Origin of the sequence: Gordonia humi, from assembly GCF_014197435.1 — a bacterium.
Lineage (GTDB): Bacteria > Actinomycetota > Actinomycetes > Mycobacteriales > Mycobacteriaceae > Gordonia > Gordonia humi.
Window position 1 is genome coordinate 2,249,003 of the sequence record NZ_JACIFP010000001.1, and the last position, 18,461, is coordinate 2,267,463.

Below are 18,461 nucleotides of genomic sequence, written 5' to 3' on the forward strand. Positions count from 1 at the left end.
CGAGGCCGACCGGAGTGTCGACCTCGGTTGACGTGGTAGGAGCCATTCAAGTGTGTGAATCAATGCATGTGCGTCTCACTATGAGATTCAGATCACAACGATTGAGCCGGCGGTATGCGAATCGGCTCGACACCGCCGGTCAGGAGCGTGTGCTCCGCGGGGCGAGTGTCGAGCCGATTGCGGTGAGCTCTGACGTCAGCCGACGGCTGCCGGCTCTCGGGTGTCCTGAACGTCGGGATCGTCACCCGTCGGGCGACGGCGACCGCGGACCGCCGAGACTGTGACGTCGACGATCACGAAGGCGAGCAGCGGCCACCCGAACAGCGGGGCGAACCAGCCGATGGCGACCGCGACGGCGGCCACGGCGACGACGAGTGGCAGCGGTGCTCGACGCAGTGCGCCGGGCTGCGGCGCCCGGCCCACCAGTCGGTCGCGGCGTGCTCGCTGGAACCACGAGCGGTAACCGAGGACGATCATCGCGATCAGAGCGAGTGCGAGCACGAGCAACAGGATCTGATTCGTGATGCCGAACAGCAGGCCCATGTGCAGAGCGATTCCCCATGCCGCGAGTTTCGCGGGCAACGGCCAGTCGGAGAATCTGTTGACGCTGGTCACCGAATCGCTCGACGGGTCCACGGCGACGCTGCTCGTGGAGAACTGCCAGGAGCGTCGTACCTGCGTGACGGTGAACGCGGTGCGCGTGTCGGCCGGGAGCGTGATCTCGACGCCGTCAGACACGCCGGCCGACTTCGCGAGCGCGAGCGCGGCGTCGATCTGCGGGATCGCGGTGGACGTGTCGCCCGCGGCATCGCCGGGCATCGGCATGGACATGCCGCCGTGGTCGGCGTGCTCGTTCCCGGGCGGTGCGGCCGCCGGGGCGCCGGGCAGTGCGGTGTCGGTCGCCGGGGTGCTCCAGCTCAGCGCGCTGCGCAGATCGGTGATGTGTGCACCGGCATAGGTCGACCAGGTGAGTCCGGTGGCCGACAGGAACAGCAGTCCGACGGCGATCCACACACCGATCAGACCGTGCCGGCCGATGGTGCGGGCGCGGCCGGTCTTGCGTCGTCGTGTGCGGGCGCGGGTGAACCACAGAACCAGACCCGCGACGACCACCACCCACAGCCACGATGCGGCGAGTTCGCTGTACAGCCGACCGGTGTCGCCGAGGTGCAGCTGTCGATGCAGGCGGTCGAGCCAGGTTCGCAGCGGCAGGGCGCTCGCGCTGCCGTAGACCGGCAGATCGCCGAGTGGTCGCGCAGTGACCGGGTCGACGAACACGGCGCGGCGTTCGGATTCGCCGAGCGAAGGATCGTCGAACAGGACGCGGGTCGTGTCACCCGCTGCGACGGGGGGTCGTACGGCGTTGACGGTCAGGTCGGGGACGGTTGTCTGCGCCGCGCGGACCTGTGCGGCCAACGACTGCTCCGGCCCCGTCGATGACGTGTGCAGCTGATCGCGGTACACGAAGTTCTCGATCGACGGCGCGAGTGCGTACAGTGCGCCGGTCACGGCTGCGATGAGAAGAAACGGTGCCACGAGGACGCCCGCGTAGAAGTGGAGTCGATGGAACATGCGGACACCCGCACGTCTGAATTCCGACATGGAGATACATGCCTTTCGCTGAAGAGGTCGCGTCTGCCGACCGCCACGTCCTCGCCGGACGAGGTCGCTGTCGGAGGTCCGTGGCACGAGCAGACGCGTCGAATCCGGACCGATGTCATCGATCCGGTGTGGAAGAGAGAACCTCAGCGAGCGGGTGGTCCGCGGAGCCCGACCGAGCCCAGTTGCAGGGGGGCGGCCGGAGCGTCGATGATCCGGACGACGCGCGGCCGCATGCTCGAACGACGCATGCCGCGGTAGGTCAGCAGTGAGACGACGAGTGCGACGACGCCGATCGCCGTCGATGCGAGTGCTTCGATCGCCGCGATGAGCGCCAGGGCGGCGACGGTGCCGAGTCCGTGCGTCAGAACCATCGACGGTTGCAGGAGGTCGTGGTGATGACCGGAGAGGAGCGTCAGCAGCAGGTGGACGGCGCCCTGTCCGATCGCGAGAGCGACGATCCCGGGAAGTCGGGGCGCGGCGACGACTGCCGCCCCGATCGCGACCGCCGCCGCGAGAACGATCAGCAGGGACGAAGTGGACGGCAGTATGCCCATCGCCGCGGCGTGGGCGGCGATGCCGGTGAGTGCGGACGCCCCGCCGACGACCCCGCCGCGCACACGCGCGGGTACGAGGTCGGCAGGCATGGGGTGGAGTCTAGTGCCTGACGGGATCGTCTCAGTTCAGCACCACGAGCCAGACGGCGATGTAGTGCAGGAGTGCGGCGATGGCGGTGCAGGCGTGGAACACCTCGTGGTGTCCGAACACACCCGGCCACGGGTCGGGCCAGCGGAGCGCGAATAGGACGGCGCCCACGCTGTAGAAGACCCCGCCGACGGCGAGCAGGACCAGCACCGCGACACCCGCGTTGTGGATCAGCGACGGTGCGACCGCGATGATCACCCAGCCCAGGACGATGTAGAGGATCACACCCAGCCAACGCGGCGAGCCCGGCCATGCGAGCTTCAGCACGACACCCGCGAGGGCGCCGACCCACACGGTGCCGAGCACCCACCAGCGGGCGGGGCTGTGCAGACCCATCATGCAGAACGGTGTGTACGTGCCCGCGATGAACAGGAAGATCATCGAATGGTCGGCGCGCTTCATCGCTATCCGCATCGACGGCGACGTCCAGTCGATGCGGTGATAGACGGTGCTGACGATGAACAGGGCGCAGATCGTGACGACGTAGACGATCACCGACAGCAGCGGGCCGACGGTGCGGAGCATCGCCGTGCCGACGATCAGGATGACGCCGACGGCGACCGCGATCACCGAGGAGTACTGGTGGATCACACCGCGCAGAGTCGGTTTCCCGACCGGCCGCGTGCCGCTGTCATCGGTGGCCGGGGCTTCGGCCTGTGACAAGTCCGTCATGCAACCTACGGTACCGTAAGTTTCGCGCCGGTAACATACGTCGCGCGTAACATCTCCAGGGTGAAACTGCTTCCCGACACTCTCCGCAGCGGCATGTACCGAGTGTACGAGCGTCGGCTCGTGCAACTCATGGATCGCGGCCGGGTGCCGCGGCATGTCGCCATCATCTGCGACGGCAATCGTCGTTGGGCGCGGGAAGCCGGCTTCGACGACGTCAGTCACGGCCACCGCGTCGGCGCCAAGCGGATCGCCGACATGCTCGGCTGGTGCAGCGAGTTGGACATCGGAGCCGTGACGATCTACCTGCTCTCGACCGAGAACCTCTCGCGCGATTCCGAGGAGCTCGACGCACTCATGCAGATCGTGCCCGACATCGTCGAAGAGATCAGTCACGGAGACTGGCGGGTGCGGATCGTCGGCAATCTCGATCATCTGCCCGACCCGGTGGCCGCCCGGCTGCGGGAGGCCTCGGCACGCACCGACGGGCTGTCCGGAATGAACGTGAACGTCGCCGTCGGCTACGGCGGGCGCCAGGAGATCGTCGACGCGGTGCGCAAGCTGCTCACCGACGCGGAGGCCAAGGGCGCCACCCCCGCCGAGATGGTCGAGGCGGTCACGGTCGCGGGCATCGATGCGAATCTGTACACGTCCGGTCAGCCGGATCCCGATCTGGTGATCCGCACCTCCGGCGAACAGCGGTTGAGCGGCTTCCTCCTCTGGCAGAGCGCGTACTCGGAGATCTGGTTCACCGACGCGTACTGGCCGGAGTTCCGTCGCGTCGACTTTCTTCGCGCGCTGCGCGACTACGCGGCGCGTAACCGCCGTTTCGGAAAGTGAGCGCGTCCACCCCGGCCGTCGCGGCGTTGGATCAGGCGGGCGTCGAGTACGCGGTGCACGGCTACGACCACGATCGGCGGAGCACCGATTACGGTGCGGAGGCCGTCGAGGCCATGGCGGAGCGGGGGTTCGAGGCCGACCGGATCTTCAAGACGCTCGTCGTCGACCTGGGTGGGCGCTTCGGCGTCGCCGTCGTACCGGTGCCGTGCAAGCTCTCGCTCAAAGCCGTCGCGAAGGCGCTCGGTGCGTCGAAGGCGGTGATGGCCGACGCCGCGAGGGTTCAGCGGATGACCGGCTATGTTCTGGGCGGGGTGTCGCCGGTGGGACAGAAGGTGGCGTTGCCGACCGTCGTCGACGAGACCGCGATCCTGTGGGACACGATCCTGTGCAGTGCGGGCCGGCGGGGTCTGGAGATCGAGCTGTCACTCGACGACCTGGTGGCCGTGACCGGTTCGACGGTCGCCGCCATCGCCGCGGAGTAGGAACTCGGTCGTGACGTCGGCGGGGCGATGTCCGCCGCGCCCGCCGATCCGACGAGATCTCGCCGACCTCACAGCTTCCGCAGACGCACCCGATTGATCGAGTGGTCGCGGTCCTTACGGAGTACGAGTGTGGCGCGCGGGCGCGTCGGGAGCACGTTCTCGATGAGGTTCGGGCGATTGATCGAGGTCCAGATGTCGCGGGCGGCGATCTTGGCCTGCTGATCGGTCAGCGACGAGTAGTGATGGAAGTGCGAGTCCGGGTTCTGGAAGGCGGTGTTGCGCATCTGCAGGAAGCGGGAGATGTACCAGCGCTCGATGTCGGAGGTCTTCGCGTCCACGTAGATCGAGAAGTCGAACAGATCCGAGACGGTCAGCGTCGGACCGGTCTGCAGGACGTTGAGGCCCTCGACGATCAAGATGTCGGGCTGGCGGACCTCGATGAACGCGTCGGGCACGATGTCGTAGCTGACGTGCGAGTACACCGGGGCCGTCGCGACCGACGCACCCGACTTCACCTCGGTGACGAACCGGAGCAGAGCGCGGCGGTCGTACGACTCGGGGAACCCCTTGCGATGCATGATGCCGCGGCGTTCCAACTCGGCGGTGGGGTAGAGGAACCCGTCGGTGGTCACCAGGTCGACCTTGGGGTGGGTCTCCCAGCGGGACAGGAGCTTCGCCATGACGCGAGCGGTGGTCGACTTGCCGACCGCGACGCTGCCCGCGATGCCGATCACGAACGGCACCTGCCGGTTGCGCTGATGCTCGCCGAGAAATGTGCTCGTCGCCGCGAACAGGCGACGCTGGGCCTCCACACGCATGTGGATCAGACGGGAGATCGGCAGATACACCTCGGCGACCTCGTTCAGGTCGACCTGTTCGCCGAGGCCCACGAGCTCTTCGAGTTCGGCCTCGGTGAGCACCATCGGCATCGACTGGCGCAGTTCACGCCACTGCTTGCGGTCGAGTTCGAGGTACAGGCCGGGGTCGCGGTCACTGGAATGGCGCGCCATGCCCGATAACGCTACAGGCATACGTGAGCGAGCCGACACGTCCGGCACCGAGCTGACTACCCTCGTGGCATATGAGCACATCTGCGCGCCCGTCCGACGACCCGGTGATCGAGTACCTTCGCATCGGTTTGGCGTTCGACCGTCTGGAAGAGGGCTTCGTCGACGCCTTCACGGGGGATCCCGCGCTCCGCGTCGAAGCGCGGAACGCTCCGCGCCCGGACCCGGTCGATCTCGCGGTGCGGGCTCGCGCACTGCTCGCCCGACTGCCCGACGGGCTCCCCGACGACCGTGCCGAGTTCATCGGCTCGCATCTGCGCGCGCTGGAGTGCTCGGCCCGTAAGTTCGCCGGCGAGGACATCGGTTTCGTCGACGAGGTCCGCGCCTACTTCGACGTCGACATCGCTCCCGCCGACGAGGAGACCTATCGGCAGACGCACGCCGATCTGGCCGTCGCACTGGGCGTGCCGGGCGCCACCGGTGACGCGCTGGCCGCCGAGTATCAGCGGTACCGTCGGGCCGAGGAGATCCCGGCCGAGCTCACCGAACCGTTGATCGCGGCCTTCGCCTCCAGCCTGCGCGACGTGGTCCGCGCGGAGTTCCCGCTGCCGGCCGCCGAGACCGTACAGTTCGACGTTGTCTCCGACAAGCCGTGGTCGGGCTTCAACTACTACCTCGGCGACTACCGCTCGAACGTCGCCGTCAACACCGATCTGCCGCAGCATCTCTCGGGTCTGCCCGGGTTGATCGCCCACGAGGCGTACCCCGGCCATCACACCGAGCACTGCCGCAAGGAGCAGAAGCTGGTCGGAACCGGGCAGCTCGAACACCAGATCTTCCTCGTCAACACGCCGCAGTGCCTCATGGCCGAAGGGCTGGCCGACCATGCGCTCGCCGCCGCGATGAGTACCGCATGGCATGAGTGGGCCGCCGAGATCTACGCCGACTTCGGGCTCCGATTCGACGCCGAGAAGGCCCGCGCCGTCTCGCGCGCGACCGCGGGACTGCTCACAGTCCGTCAGGACGCCGCACTACTGCTTCACGACCGCCATGCCGATGAGGACTCGGTGGCCGCGTTCCTGCAGCGATGGCTGCTGGTGAACCCCGACCGCGCCCGGCAGCAGCTGCGCTTCCTGACCTCGCCGCTGTGGCGCGCGTACATCTCCACGTACGTCGAGGGGTACCAGCTTCTGGATCGCTGGCTCGACGCCGCGGATGAGAGCCGTCTCACACGATTCGGCCGGCTGCTCGACGAACCGCTCACCCCGGCGGTCCTCCGACGCGAACTGTCCATTTAGACTGGTCGGCATGAGCCTGTTCACGCAGTCCCTGGCCGATCTCGATCCCGATGTGGCTGCCGCCATGAACGGGGAGCTGTCCCGCCAGCGCGACACCCTCGAAATGATCGCCTCGGAGAACTTCGTGCCCCGCGCCGTCCTGCAGGCGCAGGGCAGCGTGCTCACCAACAAGTACGCCGAGGGCTACCCGGGCCGTCGCTACTACGGCGGCTGCGAATACGTCGACGTCGTCGAGGACATCGCACGCGACCGCGCCAAGGCACTGTTCGGTGCCGAGTTCGCCAACGTTCAGCCGCACGCCGGCGCACAGGCCAACGCCGCCGTGCTGCAGGCCCTGATGGAGCCGGGCGAGACGCTGCTCGGCCTGGACCTGGCCCACGGCGGTCACCTCACGCACGGCATGCGCCTGAACTTCTCGGGCAAGCTGTACGAGAACGCCTTCTACGGAGTCAGCAAGGAGGACTTCCGCGTCGACATGGACGAGGTGCGCAAGATCGCTCTCGACACCAAGCCGAAGGTCATCGTCGCCGGTTGGTCGGCGTATCCGCGCACCCTCGACTTCGCGGCGTTCCGGTCGATCGCCGACGAGGTCGGCGCCCACCTGTGGGTCGACATGGCGCACTTCGCGGGCCTGGTCGCCGCCGGACTGCACCCGAACCCCGTCGAGTACGCGGACGTCGTCTCGACCACCGTCCACAAGACCCTCGGCGGCCCGCGGTCGGGCATGATCCTGGCGCGCAAGGAATGGGCCAAGAAGCTCAACTCCGCCGTCTTCCCCGGCCAGCAGGGCGGCCCGCTCATGCACGCTGTCGCCGCGAAGGCCGTCGCCCTCAAGGTGGCCGGCACCGAGGAGTTCGCCGAACGTCAGCGTCGTACGCTGTCGGGCGCCTCGATCCTGGCCGACCGTCTCCTGTACGACGACGCGAAGAAGGCGGGCGTCACCGTCCTGACCGGCGGTACCGACGTGCATCTGGTCCTGGTAGACCTGCGCGACTCCGACCTCGACGGCCAGCAGGCCGAGGACCTCCTCCACGAGATCGGCATCACCGTCAACCGCAACGCCGTGCCGTTCGATCCGCGTCCGCCGATGGTCACCTCGGGTCTGCGTATCGGTACGCCCGCACTGGCCACCCGCGGTTTCGGCGACACGGAGTTCACCGAGGTCGCCGACATCATCGGCACCGCGCTCGCAGCGGGCCGCTCGGCCGACGTCGCCGCCCTGCGCGCGCGTGTCAGCGCCCTGGCCCTCGACTTCCCGCTGTACGAGGGACTCGAGGACTGGGGCCTGATGAGCGGCAAGTGACCGCCGTCATCGATATCCGGTTTTTCGCCAACGTCGTTTAGGGTGGTCCACGTGGCAGTTTTGAGTGAAGACGAGTTGATCGCGGCGTTGGAGAAGGCCCTTCCCGAGATCGCCGAAGAGCACAGCCAGGCCGCGCTGGACTGGAACCCGGGTGAATGGGTGCCGTGGTCCAAAGGCCGCAATTTCGCGTTCCTCGGCGGCGAGGACTTCGAGCCCGGGCAGGCGACACTGTCGCCGACGGCGGCCGCCGGCCTGCTCGCACTGCTGCTCACCAAGGACAACCTGCCGTCGTTCCACCGTGTTCTGGCGCGGCACTTCCCGCCGTTCACCGACTGGCGTCAGCTCATCGGCGTCTGGACCGCCGAAGACAACCGGCATTCGATCGTGCTGCGCGACTACCTGGTGGTCACGCGCGCGATGGATCCGGTCGACGCGGAGAACCGTCGCCGCATCCACGTCGTCGCCGGGTGGAAGCAGACGCCGGAGGCCGTGGCCGACCTCGGTCCGCTCGAAACGCTCGCGGTGCTCGCCGTGCACGAGAACCAGTGCGTGCACTTCATCACCGAACTGCTCGCGTACGCCGAGGATCCCGACCTCGTCACGATCCTGGAGAAGATCAGGACCGACGACGCCGCACAGGCCGCGATGTTCCAGGCCTACCTGATGGCCGGCATCGTCGCCGATCAGGAGACCGCGGTGCTGGCCGTCGACAAGGCGCTTGCGAACATCGAGCCGATCGGCTCGGACGTCGCCGACTTCGACACGCAGCGCGAGTACATCTCCGACTTCGAGGACGTCGCCTCGCACGCGGCCATCGCGGCGAAGCTCGCGGACGAACTCAAGCTGGAGAGTCTGCAGAGCCTGAGCGCGCAAGCAGAGGCCGCGCGCACCAGGATCCTGGAGCGCGCCGCCGGTCACTGAACCGATTCGACACCGGACACCAGGCGTTCGAGTGCCCTTCGACGGGCCTCGAACGCCTGTCGTCTTTCACCACCGGATTCACGGTGCCCTCCGGCCGTGGAGGAGACGCTGCTACCTCCGTCGTCGCCAGCGACAGCGGGGCTTCACGCAGCCTTAACCGACACGCTGCCTGCGCTTCGGGTGTTGTCGAGGTCACACGGCGTAGCGTCACGCATGACGGGCCGTGGGGAAGCGGTTCGTTCGGGAGGTTCGATTCGTTGACTGCCTATGTCACGACAGGACCGGCCCCGGTCCTTGCTCGTGCGACCTCATCCCCGGGTCGCAGGGTACGAACCGACCGGCCGGAGAAACTCGGACCGTGCGGGAGCCGCACGGCGCCAAGGAGCCAGACGTGACCGCACGCACTTATGTCCTCGACACCTCCGTTCTGCTCTCCGACCCGTGGGCGGTGACTCGGTTCGCCGAGCACCACGTCGTCCTCCCACTCGTCGTGATCAGTGAACTCGAGGGCAAACGGCACCACAGCGAACTCGGCTGGTTCGCCCGCCAAGCTCTGCGACTGCTCGACGACATGCGCGTACAGCACGGTCGGCTCGACGTGCCGCTGCCGGTCGGCGACGACGGCGGCACCGTCCAGGTGGAGCTGAACCACACGGACCCGGCCGTCTTGCCCGCGGGATTCCGCAACGACACGAACGACTCGCGGATCCTGGCCTGCGCGCTGAATCTTCGCGCCGAGGGCCGAGACGTCACGCTCGTCTCCAAGGACACCCCGCTGCGTGTCAAAGCGGGCGCGGTGGGGCTCGTCGCCGACGAGTATCACGCGCAGGACGTCGTCGTCTCCGGCTGGACCGGAATGGCCGAACTCGATGTGGTCGACTCCGAGATCGACACCCTGTTCGCCGACGGCGTCGTCGACGTCGACGACGCGCGTGACCTGCCGTGCAACACCGGCACCCGACTGGTCGGTACCTCGGGAAGCGCGCTCGGTCGCGTCACCGAGAACAAGCAGGTCAAACTGGTGCGCGGCGATCGCGAGGCATTCGGTCTGCGAGGTCGTTCCGCCGAGCAGCGGGTGGCGCTCGACCTGCTGCTCGACGAGTCCGTCGGCATCGTCTCCCTCGGCGGAAAGGCGGGCACGGGAAAGTCGGCGCTCGCGCTGTGCGCCGGACTGGAGGCGGTGCTCGAACGCCGGAGCCAGCGCAAGGTGGTCGTGTTCCGCCCGCTGTACGCGGTCGGCGGCCAGAACCTCGGCTATCTCCCGGGCAGCGAGCAGGACAAGATGGGTCCGTGGGCGCAGGCGGTCTTCGACACCCTCGAGGGGCTCGTCTCGTCGGAGGTGATCGACGAGGTCCTCGACCGCGGAATGCTGGAAGTGCTGCCGCTCACGCACATCCGTGGCCGGTCGTTGCACGACTCGTTCGTCATCGTCGACGAGGCCCAGTCGCTGGAGCGGAATGTACTGCTCACCGTGCTGTCTCGCCTCGGTTCCGGATCGAGGGTGGTGCTCACCCACGATGTGGCCCAGCGTGACAACCTGCGCGTCGGCCGGCACGACGGCGTCGCCGCGGTGATCGAGAAGCTCAAGGGCCACCCGCTGTTCGCCCACGTCACACTGACCCGGAGCGAGCGGTCGCCGATCGCGGCTCTGGTCACCGACATGCTGGAGGAGTTCGCGCCCGGCACGCTGTGACTCCCTCGCGTGCGTGGTACCTGTGCTCGGAGCCGACGGCTGTACGGGACCGGCTCCGAGTGCAGGTACCTTCTACGCGAGCTGAGAAGGGCGACGGTGCGCGCCGTTGCGGATCGCGGTCATGATCCGGCGGTGGGTCGCGACATCGTCGAACGCGACGTGTTCGTAGGTGAACGGCAAGTCGGTGTAGCCGAGGTTCTGGGCGTCGACCATGCGTGTCCGGTCGCTGTTGAAGTGAGGCTTGTCCCCGTGAAACTCCCAGCCGTCGAGCTCGATGATCAGCCAGTCGCCGACGAGCAGGTCGACGCGGCCCACGCCGGTGATCGTCACCTGAATGTCGAGCTTGACCTGTTCCGTGAGCAGTCGTGATCGGATCATGCTCTCGGGCCCCGATTCTGCGCGGCTGTCGATACGGGTCAGGACACGCTGAATCCATTAGGGGGCGTCGCGAAAGAGGTGGGCGACCTCGTCGTATGACATGAGCCCGCGATGGATGATCGAGTCGATCACGACGATCATCCCTTCGGCGTCGAGACAGTGCACGCTGTGCTCCAAGGCGGTCGGGACGTCGTCTACGGCGCCGTACTCCGGAAGCGGACGCCCGTAGCGGCGGCAGAACGGCCCCGTGCGGTCGGCGACGGCTCGCCGGTTTCCCCGAACATGGACATCGTGGAACTCGGGCACCCAGACGTGATGCCGCTTGAGTGCGGACAGACAGCTGCAGACCCCTCCTCGTCGAACGGCCGCGACGATGTCCTGCGGTGCGGCGCCGACCTGGATCCAGCCCTTTCGCAGGACCTGCGCCTTCTGCTCACGAAGCAGCTTCTCCAGGCTCGCCCGTCCGATCGACCTGTACAGTTCGCGGGTCGGGAACACACCCGTCGGAATCTCGTCCATGCCCAGAGCATGGTTCGAAGTCGGCGCGGAATACGGCGTGCATACGATCTGTGGATAACCGGACGCCGTATGCACAGATTCTCCTGGGCCGCGTCACGAGTACCTGTGTTCGGAGCCGACCTCGTATAGCCGACGGCACCCCGCACAGGTACACTTCACGCGTGGCGCAGAATCGACACCGCGAATTCGGCGTCGTCGTGCCACGGTTTCACGTCCCAGGTCGACAGGCGCAGATCCAGGCGCAGGGCGGTCTGGGCGAGGGCCGCGTCGAACTGCTCCACCGGCAGCTTCTCGACGTGGAAGCCGACGACGACGAAGCCGTCGTCGACCAGGTGTTCGTCGAGGCGGTTCAGCACGAGTGACTCGGTATCGGGTGCGACGAACGCGAGGACGTTCCCGGCGCAGACGATCGCATCGAAGGTGCGGCGGCCGCCGTCGTCGTCCCGCAGGTCGAGAGCGGCCAGGTCGTGGACCTGCCAGTCGGGGCCGGGGTAGTCGGCCGTCGCGGCCTCGATGAGGATCGGGTCCACGTCCACGCCCACGACCTCGTGACCCACGGAGTGGAGGTACCCGCCGACGCGGCCGGGGCCGCAACCCGCGTCGAGGATCCGGGCCGAGCGTCCGACCATCGCGTCGATCAGCCGGGCCTCGCCGAAGAGATCGGCGCCCTGAGCCGCCATGGTGCGGAACCGTTCCACGTACCACTCGCTGTGCCCGGGGTCGGTGTCGGTGATCCAGCGGGGCTGCCCGGGTGTGGTCATTCCTCCACCATAGACGCCAGTCATCGCGTTGCAGAAAGGTGACGATGCTCTCGCCGGGGTGGCGGACGCCCGGCACCCGCTGGCACACTGAGGTGGTGCTGAAGTTACTGATGAGGCGAATGTGGCAAGTGGGGCTGCTGGCGTTGGCGGGTGTCGTCGCGTTGGCGGTCGGGTCCGGGCAGGCGTCCGCCGCGCCGACAACTCCCGCACCCGAGGGTCAGAACAGCGAGATCACGAAGCTGATCGAGAACATCCTCAAGGCGCTCAAGGGCGACGAGCCCGTCGACGACACGCAACAGATGGTGATGGTGAGTGCGCCGGTGGCGTCGTCGCAGACCGCGACGCTGACCGCGTTCGAGAAGGACGCGAACGGTCAGTGGCAGAAGGTCGCCGACATCGGCCCGGCCAAGGCGTTTCTCGGTGAGAAGGGCATGGGCAAGGCGCAGGACAACGTGTATCGCACCCCGCAGGGCACGTTCGCGTTGAACCAGGCGTTCGGCCGCAAGGCGAACCCCGGCACCAAGATGCCGTACTTCCAGACGACGACGCGTGACTGGTGGGATGCGAACCCGAAGTCGCCGACCTACAACCAGCACGTCCAGAGCGATCGAAGCCCGGGCGGCGACAGTGAGAACCTCTACAACATGGGGTCGGTGTACGACTACGCCGTCAACATCAACCACAACCCCACCAACACCCCGGGCGACGCGTCGGCGATCTTCCTACACGTGTCCAACGGCGAGCCGACGTGGGGTTGCGTGTCGACCGACGAGTCGACCGTGGTGAACATTCTCAAGTGGCTCGACCCGACGAAGAATCCGAAGATCACGATCGGCGTCAACCAGGACACGCCGCCGGTGGCTCAGGCGGAGACGAGCCCCAATGGCGACGTCCTCGGCGGGCTGCTCGGCAACCTGGCCGCACTGCTCCCGAACGAACTGGCGAACTTGATTCCCAGCGCCAGCTGACCAGACGTCTCTTCAGCGATCCGAGGCCGCACGCGACACATCGCGTGCGGCCTCGGAGCTGTGTGGTCGTCTAATCGGCGGCGACGTCGACGAAGGCGTATCGCATCCACCAAAACGCCAGTCGGCCGAAGAGATACGAGATTGTGGGCAATGCGATCAACCCGGCGGGTCCGGCAGACAGGCCCGCGAGAGCGATCTGATACGCGGTCGCGACCAGGGAGGCCGCGATCACTGCGTACACCACGCGCCACATTAAAGGGGCGTGCGCTCGAACGAGGATCCAGGTGGGGGCGGCAAGGAGAGAGGCCGCTGTGGCGGCGTATGCGGGAACGGCCATATCGAGTCCGACGAAGACCATCGTCGTCGTGACAACGACTGGCGTCGCGCCCTCGATCGTGCTCCACGTTCGGTTCGTCGGAACCTGAGTTCGGACTCGAGAGACGGTCGCTCGCCACATCTGCACCGCGAACGCTGCAGCGGCGTGAACGGACTGATGGACGGCGATCGGCGCGAGGATGCCGACCGGTGCCGCCAGGCCGACCGCCACCCCGATCATGTCCACTCGTGACCGGACTGGCAGATCATGTCCTAGATGCCAGCCGAGCCCAATCGCAATCACCTGAATGGACAGGTACTCGAGAACGACGAGTCGGGATCGGTCTGCGCCTCGCACCGGTCCCAGGATGATCTCGACCAGCTGTGTCAACGCGTAGCGCATGGTTTTCGTCGCTGCCGTTCGCCGACTATGCGTCGCCGCGGACCAGAGTGAAGCCCGACGCCCGCGCGGCGTCGAAGCCGTCGATGGGGCCGGTGCCGCGGTCGACCTGCGCCGTCGCCTGCTCGACGACCGGCGTGTTCGGATCGAGGACCTCGAGGTAGACGCGGTGGCATTCGAGCGCCGCGATCGCGGCGTCGGTGAAGCCTTCGACGTCGGCGGCGTGCGTCACGTCCGGTCCGTTGGTGAACAGCGCCCGCGGCTTGTTCTCGAGGCCGTCGAAGGCGTCGACCACGGCGGCGGCGAACTCCATGTGGTCGCGTTGGTTCGGGAAGCCGGGCGCCCACTCCGGTCCGCCGTACAGGCTCAGGACGACGTCGGGTGCGATGCGTTCGATGGTCTCGGCGACCTTCGCACGCAGTTCCGGCGTGTTGAAGATCTGACTGTCGGGGAAACCCCAGAACTCGACCTCGTCGACGCCGACGACTGCTGCCGAGGCGATCTGTTCGCCTTCGCGCAGCGGCCCGCACTCATCGGGCGACATGCCCTCGATACCTTCTTCACCGCTGGTCGCGAGGGCGTAGACCACCCGTTTGCCCTGAGAAGTCCAGCGGGCGACGGCTGCCGCCATCCCGTACTCGGGGTCGTCGGGGTGGGCGACGAGCGCCAGGGCGGTGGACCAGTCTTCGGGGAAAGTCTCAGTCATACCGGCCAGGGTAGCCGGGAGGTCCGACGGGTGCAGATGTGACGAACGGCCCCGGTGCGGACACCGAGGCCGTTCGTGGGAGCGGTCGGTCAGAGATCCAGGCGCGCGTACTCGCGAAGCTTGGAGGTCTGGTGGACGGCCTCGACGGTGCGGATGGTGCCCGACTTGGAGCGCATCACGAGCGAGCGGGTCGTCGCGCCGGTCGGCCGGTAGGTGACGCCGCGCAGCATGTCGCCGTTGGTGACGCCGGTGGCGCAGAAGAACGAGTTCTCGCCGGCCACCAGGTCGTCGGTGCCGAGGACACGGTCCAGATCGTGGCCCGCGTCGATGGCCTTCTGACGCTCGGCGTCGTCCTTCGGCCACAGCTTGCCCTGGATCTCGCCGCCCATGCACTTCATGGCGACGGCCGTGATGATGCCCTCCGGCGTGCCGCCGACGCCCATCAGGATGTCGACCGAGCTGTCCGAGCTCGCGGCCGCGACCGCTCCGGCGACGTCGCCGTCGGAGATGAGGCGGATCTTGGCGCCCGCCTGGCGGATCTCGGCGATCAGATCGGCGTGGCGCGGACGGTCGAGGACGACGACGGTCAGGTCGGCGACGTCGATGCCCTTGGCGGCGGCGACGGAGTTGATGTTCCACTCGACCGACTGGTTGATGTCGATGGCGCCCTTGGCCTCGGGGCCGACGGCGATCTTGTCCATGTAGAAGACGGCCGACGGATCGAACATGGTGCCGCGCTCGGAGACGGCGATCACCGCGATCGAGTTGGGGCGGCCCTCGGCCATCAGAGTGGTGCCGTCGATCGGGTCGACGGCGACGTCGACCTCGGGGCCCTCGCCGTTGCCGACCACCTCGCCGTTGTACAGCATCGGCGCCTCGTCCTTCTCGCCCTCGCCGATCACGACGGTGCCGCGCATGGAGACGGTCGAGAGGAGTTCACGCATCGCGTCCACGGCGGCGCCGTCGCCGCCGTTCTTGTCGCCCCGTCCCACCCAGCGGCCGGCGGCCATCGCCGCGGCCTCGGTGACTCGGACGAGTTCCATCGCGAGGTTACGGTCGGGGGCTTGCTTGGTCGACATGGGTCTCCGCTCGATAAGACAACTCAGACCTGGCCATTCTTTCACGCGGTCGGGGGCACCCGCCCTCGAGGGTCGCCGCAGCGGCTGATGGATAATGGCTGGCATGGCCGACAAACCCAGGATCCTGCAGGACGGCAAGGACCTCATCTGGTCACTCATCGCGTTGGGAGTGATCATCCTGGTCGTCGCCGGAATCGCCGGCAGCTGCAGCTGGGGCTTCGGGTCCGACGCCAGTGAACAGAAGGTGCCGCACTTCGACGTGTCCGAGGGACTGCACGCGGACGCGTCCGCCATGCCGTTCCCGATCCGCGAGCCGACGGTGCCGCGGGCGTGGCAGCCCAACTCCGGGTCGACGCAGGAGATCGGTGACAAGCTGAGCAGCAACGTCGGCTGGATCACCGAGGGCGGCGCGTACGTCCAGCTCACGCAGACCGATGCGACCGAGGAGAAACTCGTTCGCAGCCTTCTCGGCGACGAGGTGTCCGGCACCGGCACCCAGGACATCGGCGGACAGATGTGGGTCACCTACGAGAACCTCGAAGACCATCAGAAGGCGTGGATCGTCGACCTCGGCGACGTCCGCGTCGGCGTCAAGAGTCGCGGCAGAGACGAGTCCATGCGCGTCCTGGCCGACGGTGTGATGGCGGCGCAGCCGATCGCGTCGGATCGGCCCAAGCCGATCGGGTGACCGATCCGGTCAGTCCTCGTCGTCCGGGTTCAACGCGGCCTCGATCCGTGTCCGCGCACCTTCGAGGTGCGCGGTGCAGCGGGTGGCCAGCGCCTCGCCGCGTTCCCACAGGGCCAGCGACTCGTCCAGCCCGAGGCCACCGCGTTCGAGAGCGGTGACGACCTCCGACAGCTCGTTCCGGGCGTCCTCGTACGACAGTTCGTCGACCGGTGTCGGGGTGGATTCGGTCATGACTGATCTCCTTCGACGATGGTGGCGTGCCGTGAGCCGTCGGCCACCCGGATGCGGACCCGCGCACCCGCGGGCAGCTCGTCCACACTCGAGACGGCGTGGGGGCGGTCCGTGTCGGTGCGCTGGACGACGGCGTAGCCGCGCGCCAGGGTCTGTGCGGGCCCCAAGGTCGACAGACGCGCGGTGAGCTGCGCGTTCCGGTGTTCTTCGACGGTCAGCAGGTGCCGCGCACTGCGCCGGATGTCGACGACGGCGGCGTCGACCCGCTCCTGGCGGGCGTCGATCATCGTCAACGGGTTCGCCAGGACGGGCCGCGTACGCAGTCCGTCGAGCACACGCTGTTCGCGGTGCACCCAGTTGCGCAGCGCGTTGGCGTTGCGATCACGCAGCGATGCGATGGCCGCGAGTTCCGCGGTCACATCGGGGACGACGCGCTTGGCGGCGTCGGTCGGGGTGGCCGCACGAAGATCGGCGACCAGATCCAGGAGCGGGCTGTCGGGTTCGTGACCGATCGCACTCACGACCGGTGTGCGACAGTCCGAGACGGCACGCAACAGTGTTTCGTCGGAGAACGGCAAGAGGTCCTCCACGCTGCCGCCGCCGCGCGCGATGATGATGACCTGCACGCGTGGATCCGCGTCGAGTGCGGCGAGTTCGGTGAGGATCGCCGGTACCGCCGTCGGCCCCTGAACCGGAGTGTCGCGGACGTCGAACTGCACGGCCGCCCACCGTTGCCGCGCGACGGCGAGCACGTCCCGCTGGGCTGCGCTGGCTCGTCCGGAGATCAGGCCGACGGTGTGGGGGAGGAACGGGAGCGGACGCTTGCGACGCGCGTCGAAGAGCCCCTCCGCGGCCAACAGGCCGCGCAGCCGCTCGATCCGGGCCAGCAGCTCACCGACTCCGACCGGCCGGATCTCGGTGATCCGCAACGACAGCGTGCCCCGTCCGGAGTAGAAGTTGGGGCGGCCCGAGACGATCACCCGGGTCCCGTCGGTGAGTGGAACCGGACTGCGCCGCAGGATGTTCGGATCGCACGTCACCGAGATCGAGATGTCGGCGGCCGGATCGCGCAGCGTGAGGAACGCGGTCCGGGTCCCCGGCCGCGCGTTGATCTGGGTGATCTGTCCCTCGACCCACACCTGGCCGAGACGGTGAATCCATTCGGCGAGCTTGAAACTGAGTGTGCGCACCGGCCACGGCGTCTCCGGAGAGCTGGCCGGTGTCTGTCCCTGGGAACCCGATGTCACTGGGCGGCGTCGGCCTTCTTCTGCTCACCGGTCACGCGATTGTCGATCATCGTGACGAAAGGCGAACGGTTGCGATTGGCGCGCTCGTACTCGGCGAGCGTCTGCAGATCGGCCAGCCCCAGGGTGCGGACCTTGGCGCGCAGCTGCGCCAGGGTCAGCGAGTCGTAGCCGATCTCGGTGACGATCGCGGGCGACGACCCCGACGGCTCCACGGGGGCGGTGGCGGTGGTTCCGGCGGTCACGTCGGCGGGCGGCGAGCTGTACAGGGCGAAACGCCCCGCTGCGGGCTCGGGTTCGGCGGCGTCGTCAGGAGTCTCCACCGCCGAGGCGGGTTGCGCGGGCGCCTTCGGTGCGGGCGCGGGCGCGGGTGGATCGATCTCGTCTTCGTCGAACGTCGCCCAGGCCGGCTGCTCCTCGGTCTTGTCGAAGATCGGCGCCAGGATCTCGTCGCCCTTGATCGCCAACTCGGCGACGTTCTGCTGCAGTCGCATGCCGGCCTGCACCGCACTGCTGACCGCCGACATCGGCATGGTGATGACGCGTGTCGGCAGCTTCCGGGTCTCTTCGACGGTGGTGACGAGCAGGCCCGCGACCACGCGAGCAGCATACGGAGGTCGGTTCATGTAAACACCTTCTCATAGCCCGTACGATT

General features: G+C 67.7%; 21 protein-coding genes. 8 read left to right on the forward strand and 13 right to left on the reverse strand.

Annotated features, from left to right (window positions below):
• Positions 1-195: 195 nt before the first annotated feature.
• The 3 genes from BKA16_RS10300 to trhA all read right to left on the reverse strand — a co-directional run bounded on the left by BKA16_RS10300 (position 196) and on the right by trhA (position 2,976).
• Positions 196-1,602, reverse strand: a complete 1,407-nt coding sequence (locus BKA16_RS10300) for a PepSY-associated TM helix domain-containing protein (RefSeq protein WP_183370561.1) — start codon at positions 1,600-1,602, stop codon at positions 196-198.
• 143 nt (positions 1,603-1,745) lie between these two features.
• Entirely contained in the window at positions 1,746-2,246 is a 501-nt protein-coding gene (locus tag BKA16_RS10305; protein ID WP_183370562.1) for a hypothetical protein, read from the reverse strand.
• Positions 2,247-2,277: 31 nt separating this feature from the next.
• Positions 2,278-2,976, reverse strand: coding sequence for a PAQR family membrane homeostasis protein TrhA (gene trhA, locus BKA16_RS10310; protein WP_183370563.1), 699 nt, complete (start codon positions 2,974-2,976; stop codon positions 2,278-2,280).
• Positions 2,977-3,036: 60 nt separating this feature from the next.
• Between trhA and BKA16_RS10315 the strand changes: the two genes are divergently transcribed.
• Together BKA16_RS10315 and BKA16_RS10320 are read left to right on the forward strand one after the other, a co-directional pair.
• Positions 3,037-3,813 carry an isoprenyl transferase gene (locus tag BKA16_RS10315; RefSeq protein ID WP_183370564.1) on the forward strand — a complete coding sequence of 259 codons (777 nt, stop codon included), beginning with the start codon at positions 3,037-3,039 and terminating at the stop codon, positions 3,811-3,813.
• Positions 3,810-4,295: a YbaK/EbsC family protein gene (locus tag BKA16_RS10320; protein ID WP_183370565.1), complete on the forward strand. Its 486-nt coding sequence runs from the start codon at positions 3,810-3,812 to the stop codon at positions 4,293-4,295. Before BKA16_RS10315 ends, BKA16_RS10320 begins: the two co-directional genes overlap by 4 nt.
• A 68-nt stretch (positions 4,296-4,363) precedes the next feature.
• Here BKA16_RS10320 and coaA read toward each other — a convergent pair whose 3' ends face one another.
• A complete protein-coding gene (gene coaA, locus BKA16_RS10325) occupies positions 4,364-5,305 on the reverse strand; it encodes a type I pantothenate kinase (RefSeq protein WP_183370566.1) in 942 nt (313 codons plus the stop codon).
• Positions 5,306-5,376: 71 nt separating this feature from the next.
• Between coaA and BKA16_RS10330 the strand changes: the two genes are divergently transcribed.
• The 4 genes from BKA16_RS10330 to phoH2 all read left to right on the forward strand — a co-directional run bounded on the left by BKA16_RS10330 (position 5,377) and on the right by phoH2 (position 10,517).
• Positions 5,377-6,600, forward strand: coding sequence for a DUF885 domain-containing protein (locus tag BKA16_RS10330; protein ID WP_183370567.1), 1,224 nt, complete (start codon positions 5,377-5,379; stop codon positions 6,598-6,600).
• A gap of 10 nt (positions 6,601-6,610) precedes the next feature.
• Positions 6,611-7,903 (forward strand): serine hydroxymethyltransferase, encoded by a 1,293-nt coding sequence (gene glyA / locus BKA16_RS10335; protein WP_183370568.1) that lies wholly within the window; start codon positions 6,611-6,613, stop codon positions 7,901-7,903.
• A gap of 51 nt (positions 7,904-7,954) precedes the next feature.
• Positions 7,955-8,824, forward strand: coding sequence for an acyl-ACP desaturase (locus BKA16_RS10340; RefSeq protein ID WP_183370569.1), 870 nt, complete (start codon positions 7,955-7,957; stop codon positions 8,822-8,824).
• 391 nt (positions 8,825-9,215) lie between these two features.
• Positions 9,216-10,517: an RNA 5'-3' helicase PhoH2 gene (gene phoH2, locus BKA16_RS10345; RefSeq protein ID WP_183370570.1), complete on the forward strand. Its 1,302-nt coding sequence runs from the start codon at positions 9,216-9,218 to the stop codon at positions 10,515-10,517.
• Between the two features lie 72 nt (positions 10,518-10,589).
• On the opposite strand, the gene BKA16_RS23855 is transcribed toward phoH2, so the two are convergent.
• From BKA16_RS23855 to BKA16_RS10355, 3 genes are all read right to left on the reverse strand, one after another.
• A complete protein-coding gene (locus BKA16_RS23855; protein ID WP_246371717.1) occupies positions 10,590-10,895 on the reverse strand; it encodes an endonuclease domain-containing protein in 306 nt (101 codons plus the stop codon).
• A gap of 57 nt (positions 10,896-10,952) precedes the next feature.
• A complete protein-coding gene (locus tag BKA16_RS23860) occupies positions 10,953-11,414 on the reverse strand; it encodes a hypothetical protein (protein WP_246371719.1) in 462 nt (153 codons plus the stop codon).
• 155 nt (positions 11,415-11,569) lie between these two features.
• Positions 11,570-12,175, reverse strand: a complete 606-nt coding sequence (locus BKA16_RS10355) for a class I SAM-dependent methyltransferase (protein WP_183370571.1) — start codon at positions 12,173-12,175, stop codon at positions 11,570-11,572.
• A gap of 119 nt (positions 12,176-12,294) precedes the next feature.
• Between BKA16_RS10355 and BKA16_RS10360 the strand changes: the two genes are divergently transcribed.
• On the forward strand, positions 12,295-13,143 hold the full coding sequence (locus BKA16_RS10360) for a L,D-transpeptidase family protein (protein ID WP_183370572.1): 849 nt from the start codon (positions 12,295-12,297) through the stop codon (positions 13,141-13,143).
• Between the two features lie 70 nt (positions 13,144-13,213).
• On the opposite strand, the gene BKA16_RS10365 is transcribed toward BKA16_RS10360, so the two are convergent.
• From BKA16_RS10365 to glpX, 3 genes are all read right to left on the reverse strand, one after another.
• Complete coding sequence (locus BKA16_RS10365) at positions 13,214-13,699, reverse strand: hypothetical protein (protein WP_183370573.1); 486 nt, start codon at positions 13,697-13,699, stop codon at positions 13,214-13,216.
• Positions 13,700-13,886: 187 nt separating this feature from the next.
• The gene (locus BKA16_RS10370; RefSeq protein ID WP_183370574.1) at positions 13,887-14,564 is read right to left on the reverse strand and encodes a PIG-L deacetylase family protein; all 678 of its coding nucleotides are present in this window, start codon (positions 14,562-14,564) and stop codon (positions 13,887-13,889) included.
• An 89-nt stretch (positions 14,565-14,653) separates the two neighbouring features.
• Positions 14,654-15,643 (reverse strand): class II fructose-bisphosphatase, encoded by a 990-nt coding sequence (gene glpX / locus BKA16_RS10375; RefSeq protein WP_183370575.1) that lies wholly within the window; start codon positions 15,641-15,643, stop codon positions 14,654-14,656.
• A gap of 103 nt (positions 15,644-15,746) precedes the next feature.
• Between glpX and BKA16_RS10380 the strand changes: the two genes are divergently transcribed.
• Entirely contained in the window at positions 15,747-16,331 is a 585-nt protein-coding gene (locus BKA16_RS10380; protein WP_183370576.1) for a DUF4245 domain-containing protein, read from the forward strand.
• A 9-nt stretch (positions 16,332-16,340) separates the two neighbouring features.
• On the opposite strand, the gene BKA16_RS10385 is transcribed toward BKA16_RS10380, so the two are convergent.
• The 3 genes from BKA16_RS10385 to BKA16_RS10395 are packed head-to-tail and all read right to left on the reverse strand — an operon-like array spanning position 16,341 to position 18,432.
• On the reverse strand, positions 16,341-16,562 hold the full coding sequence (locus BKA16_RS10385) for an exodeoxyribonuclease VII small subunit (protein WP_183370577.1): 222 nt from the start codon (positions 16,560-16,562) through the stop codon (positions 16,341-16,343).
• Positions 16,559-17,752, reverse strand: a complete 1,194-nt coding sequence (gene xseA, locus BKA16_RS10390) for an exodeoxyribonuclease VII large subunit (protein WP_343067361.1) — start codon at positions 17,750-17,752, stop codon at positions 16,559-16,561. Before xseA ends, BKA16_RS10385 begins: the two co-directional genes overlap by 4 nt.
• Before the next feature lie 53 nt (positions 17,753-17,805).
• Positions 17,806-18,432, reverse strand: a complete 627-nt coding sequence (locus tag BKA16_RS10395; protein WP_183370579.1) for a lipid droplet-associated protein — start codon at positions 18,430-18,432, stop codon at positions 17,806-17,808.
• Positions 18,433-18,461 lie beyond the last annotated feature (29 nt).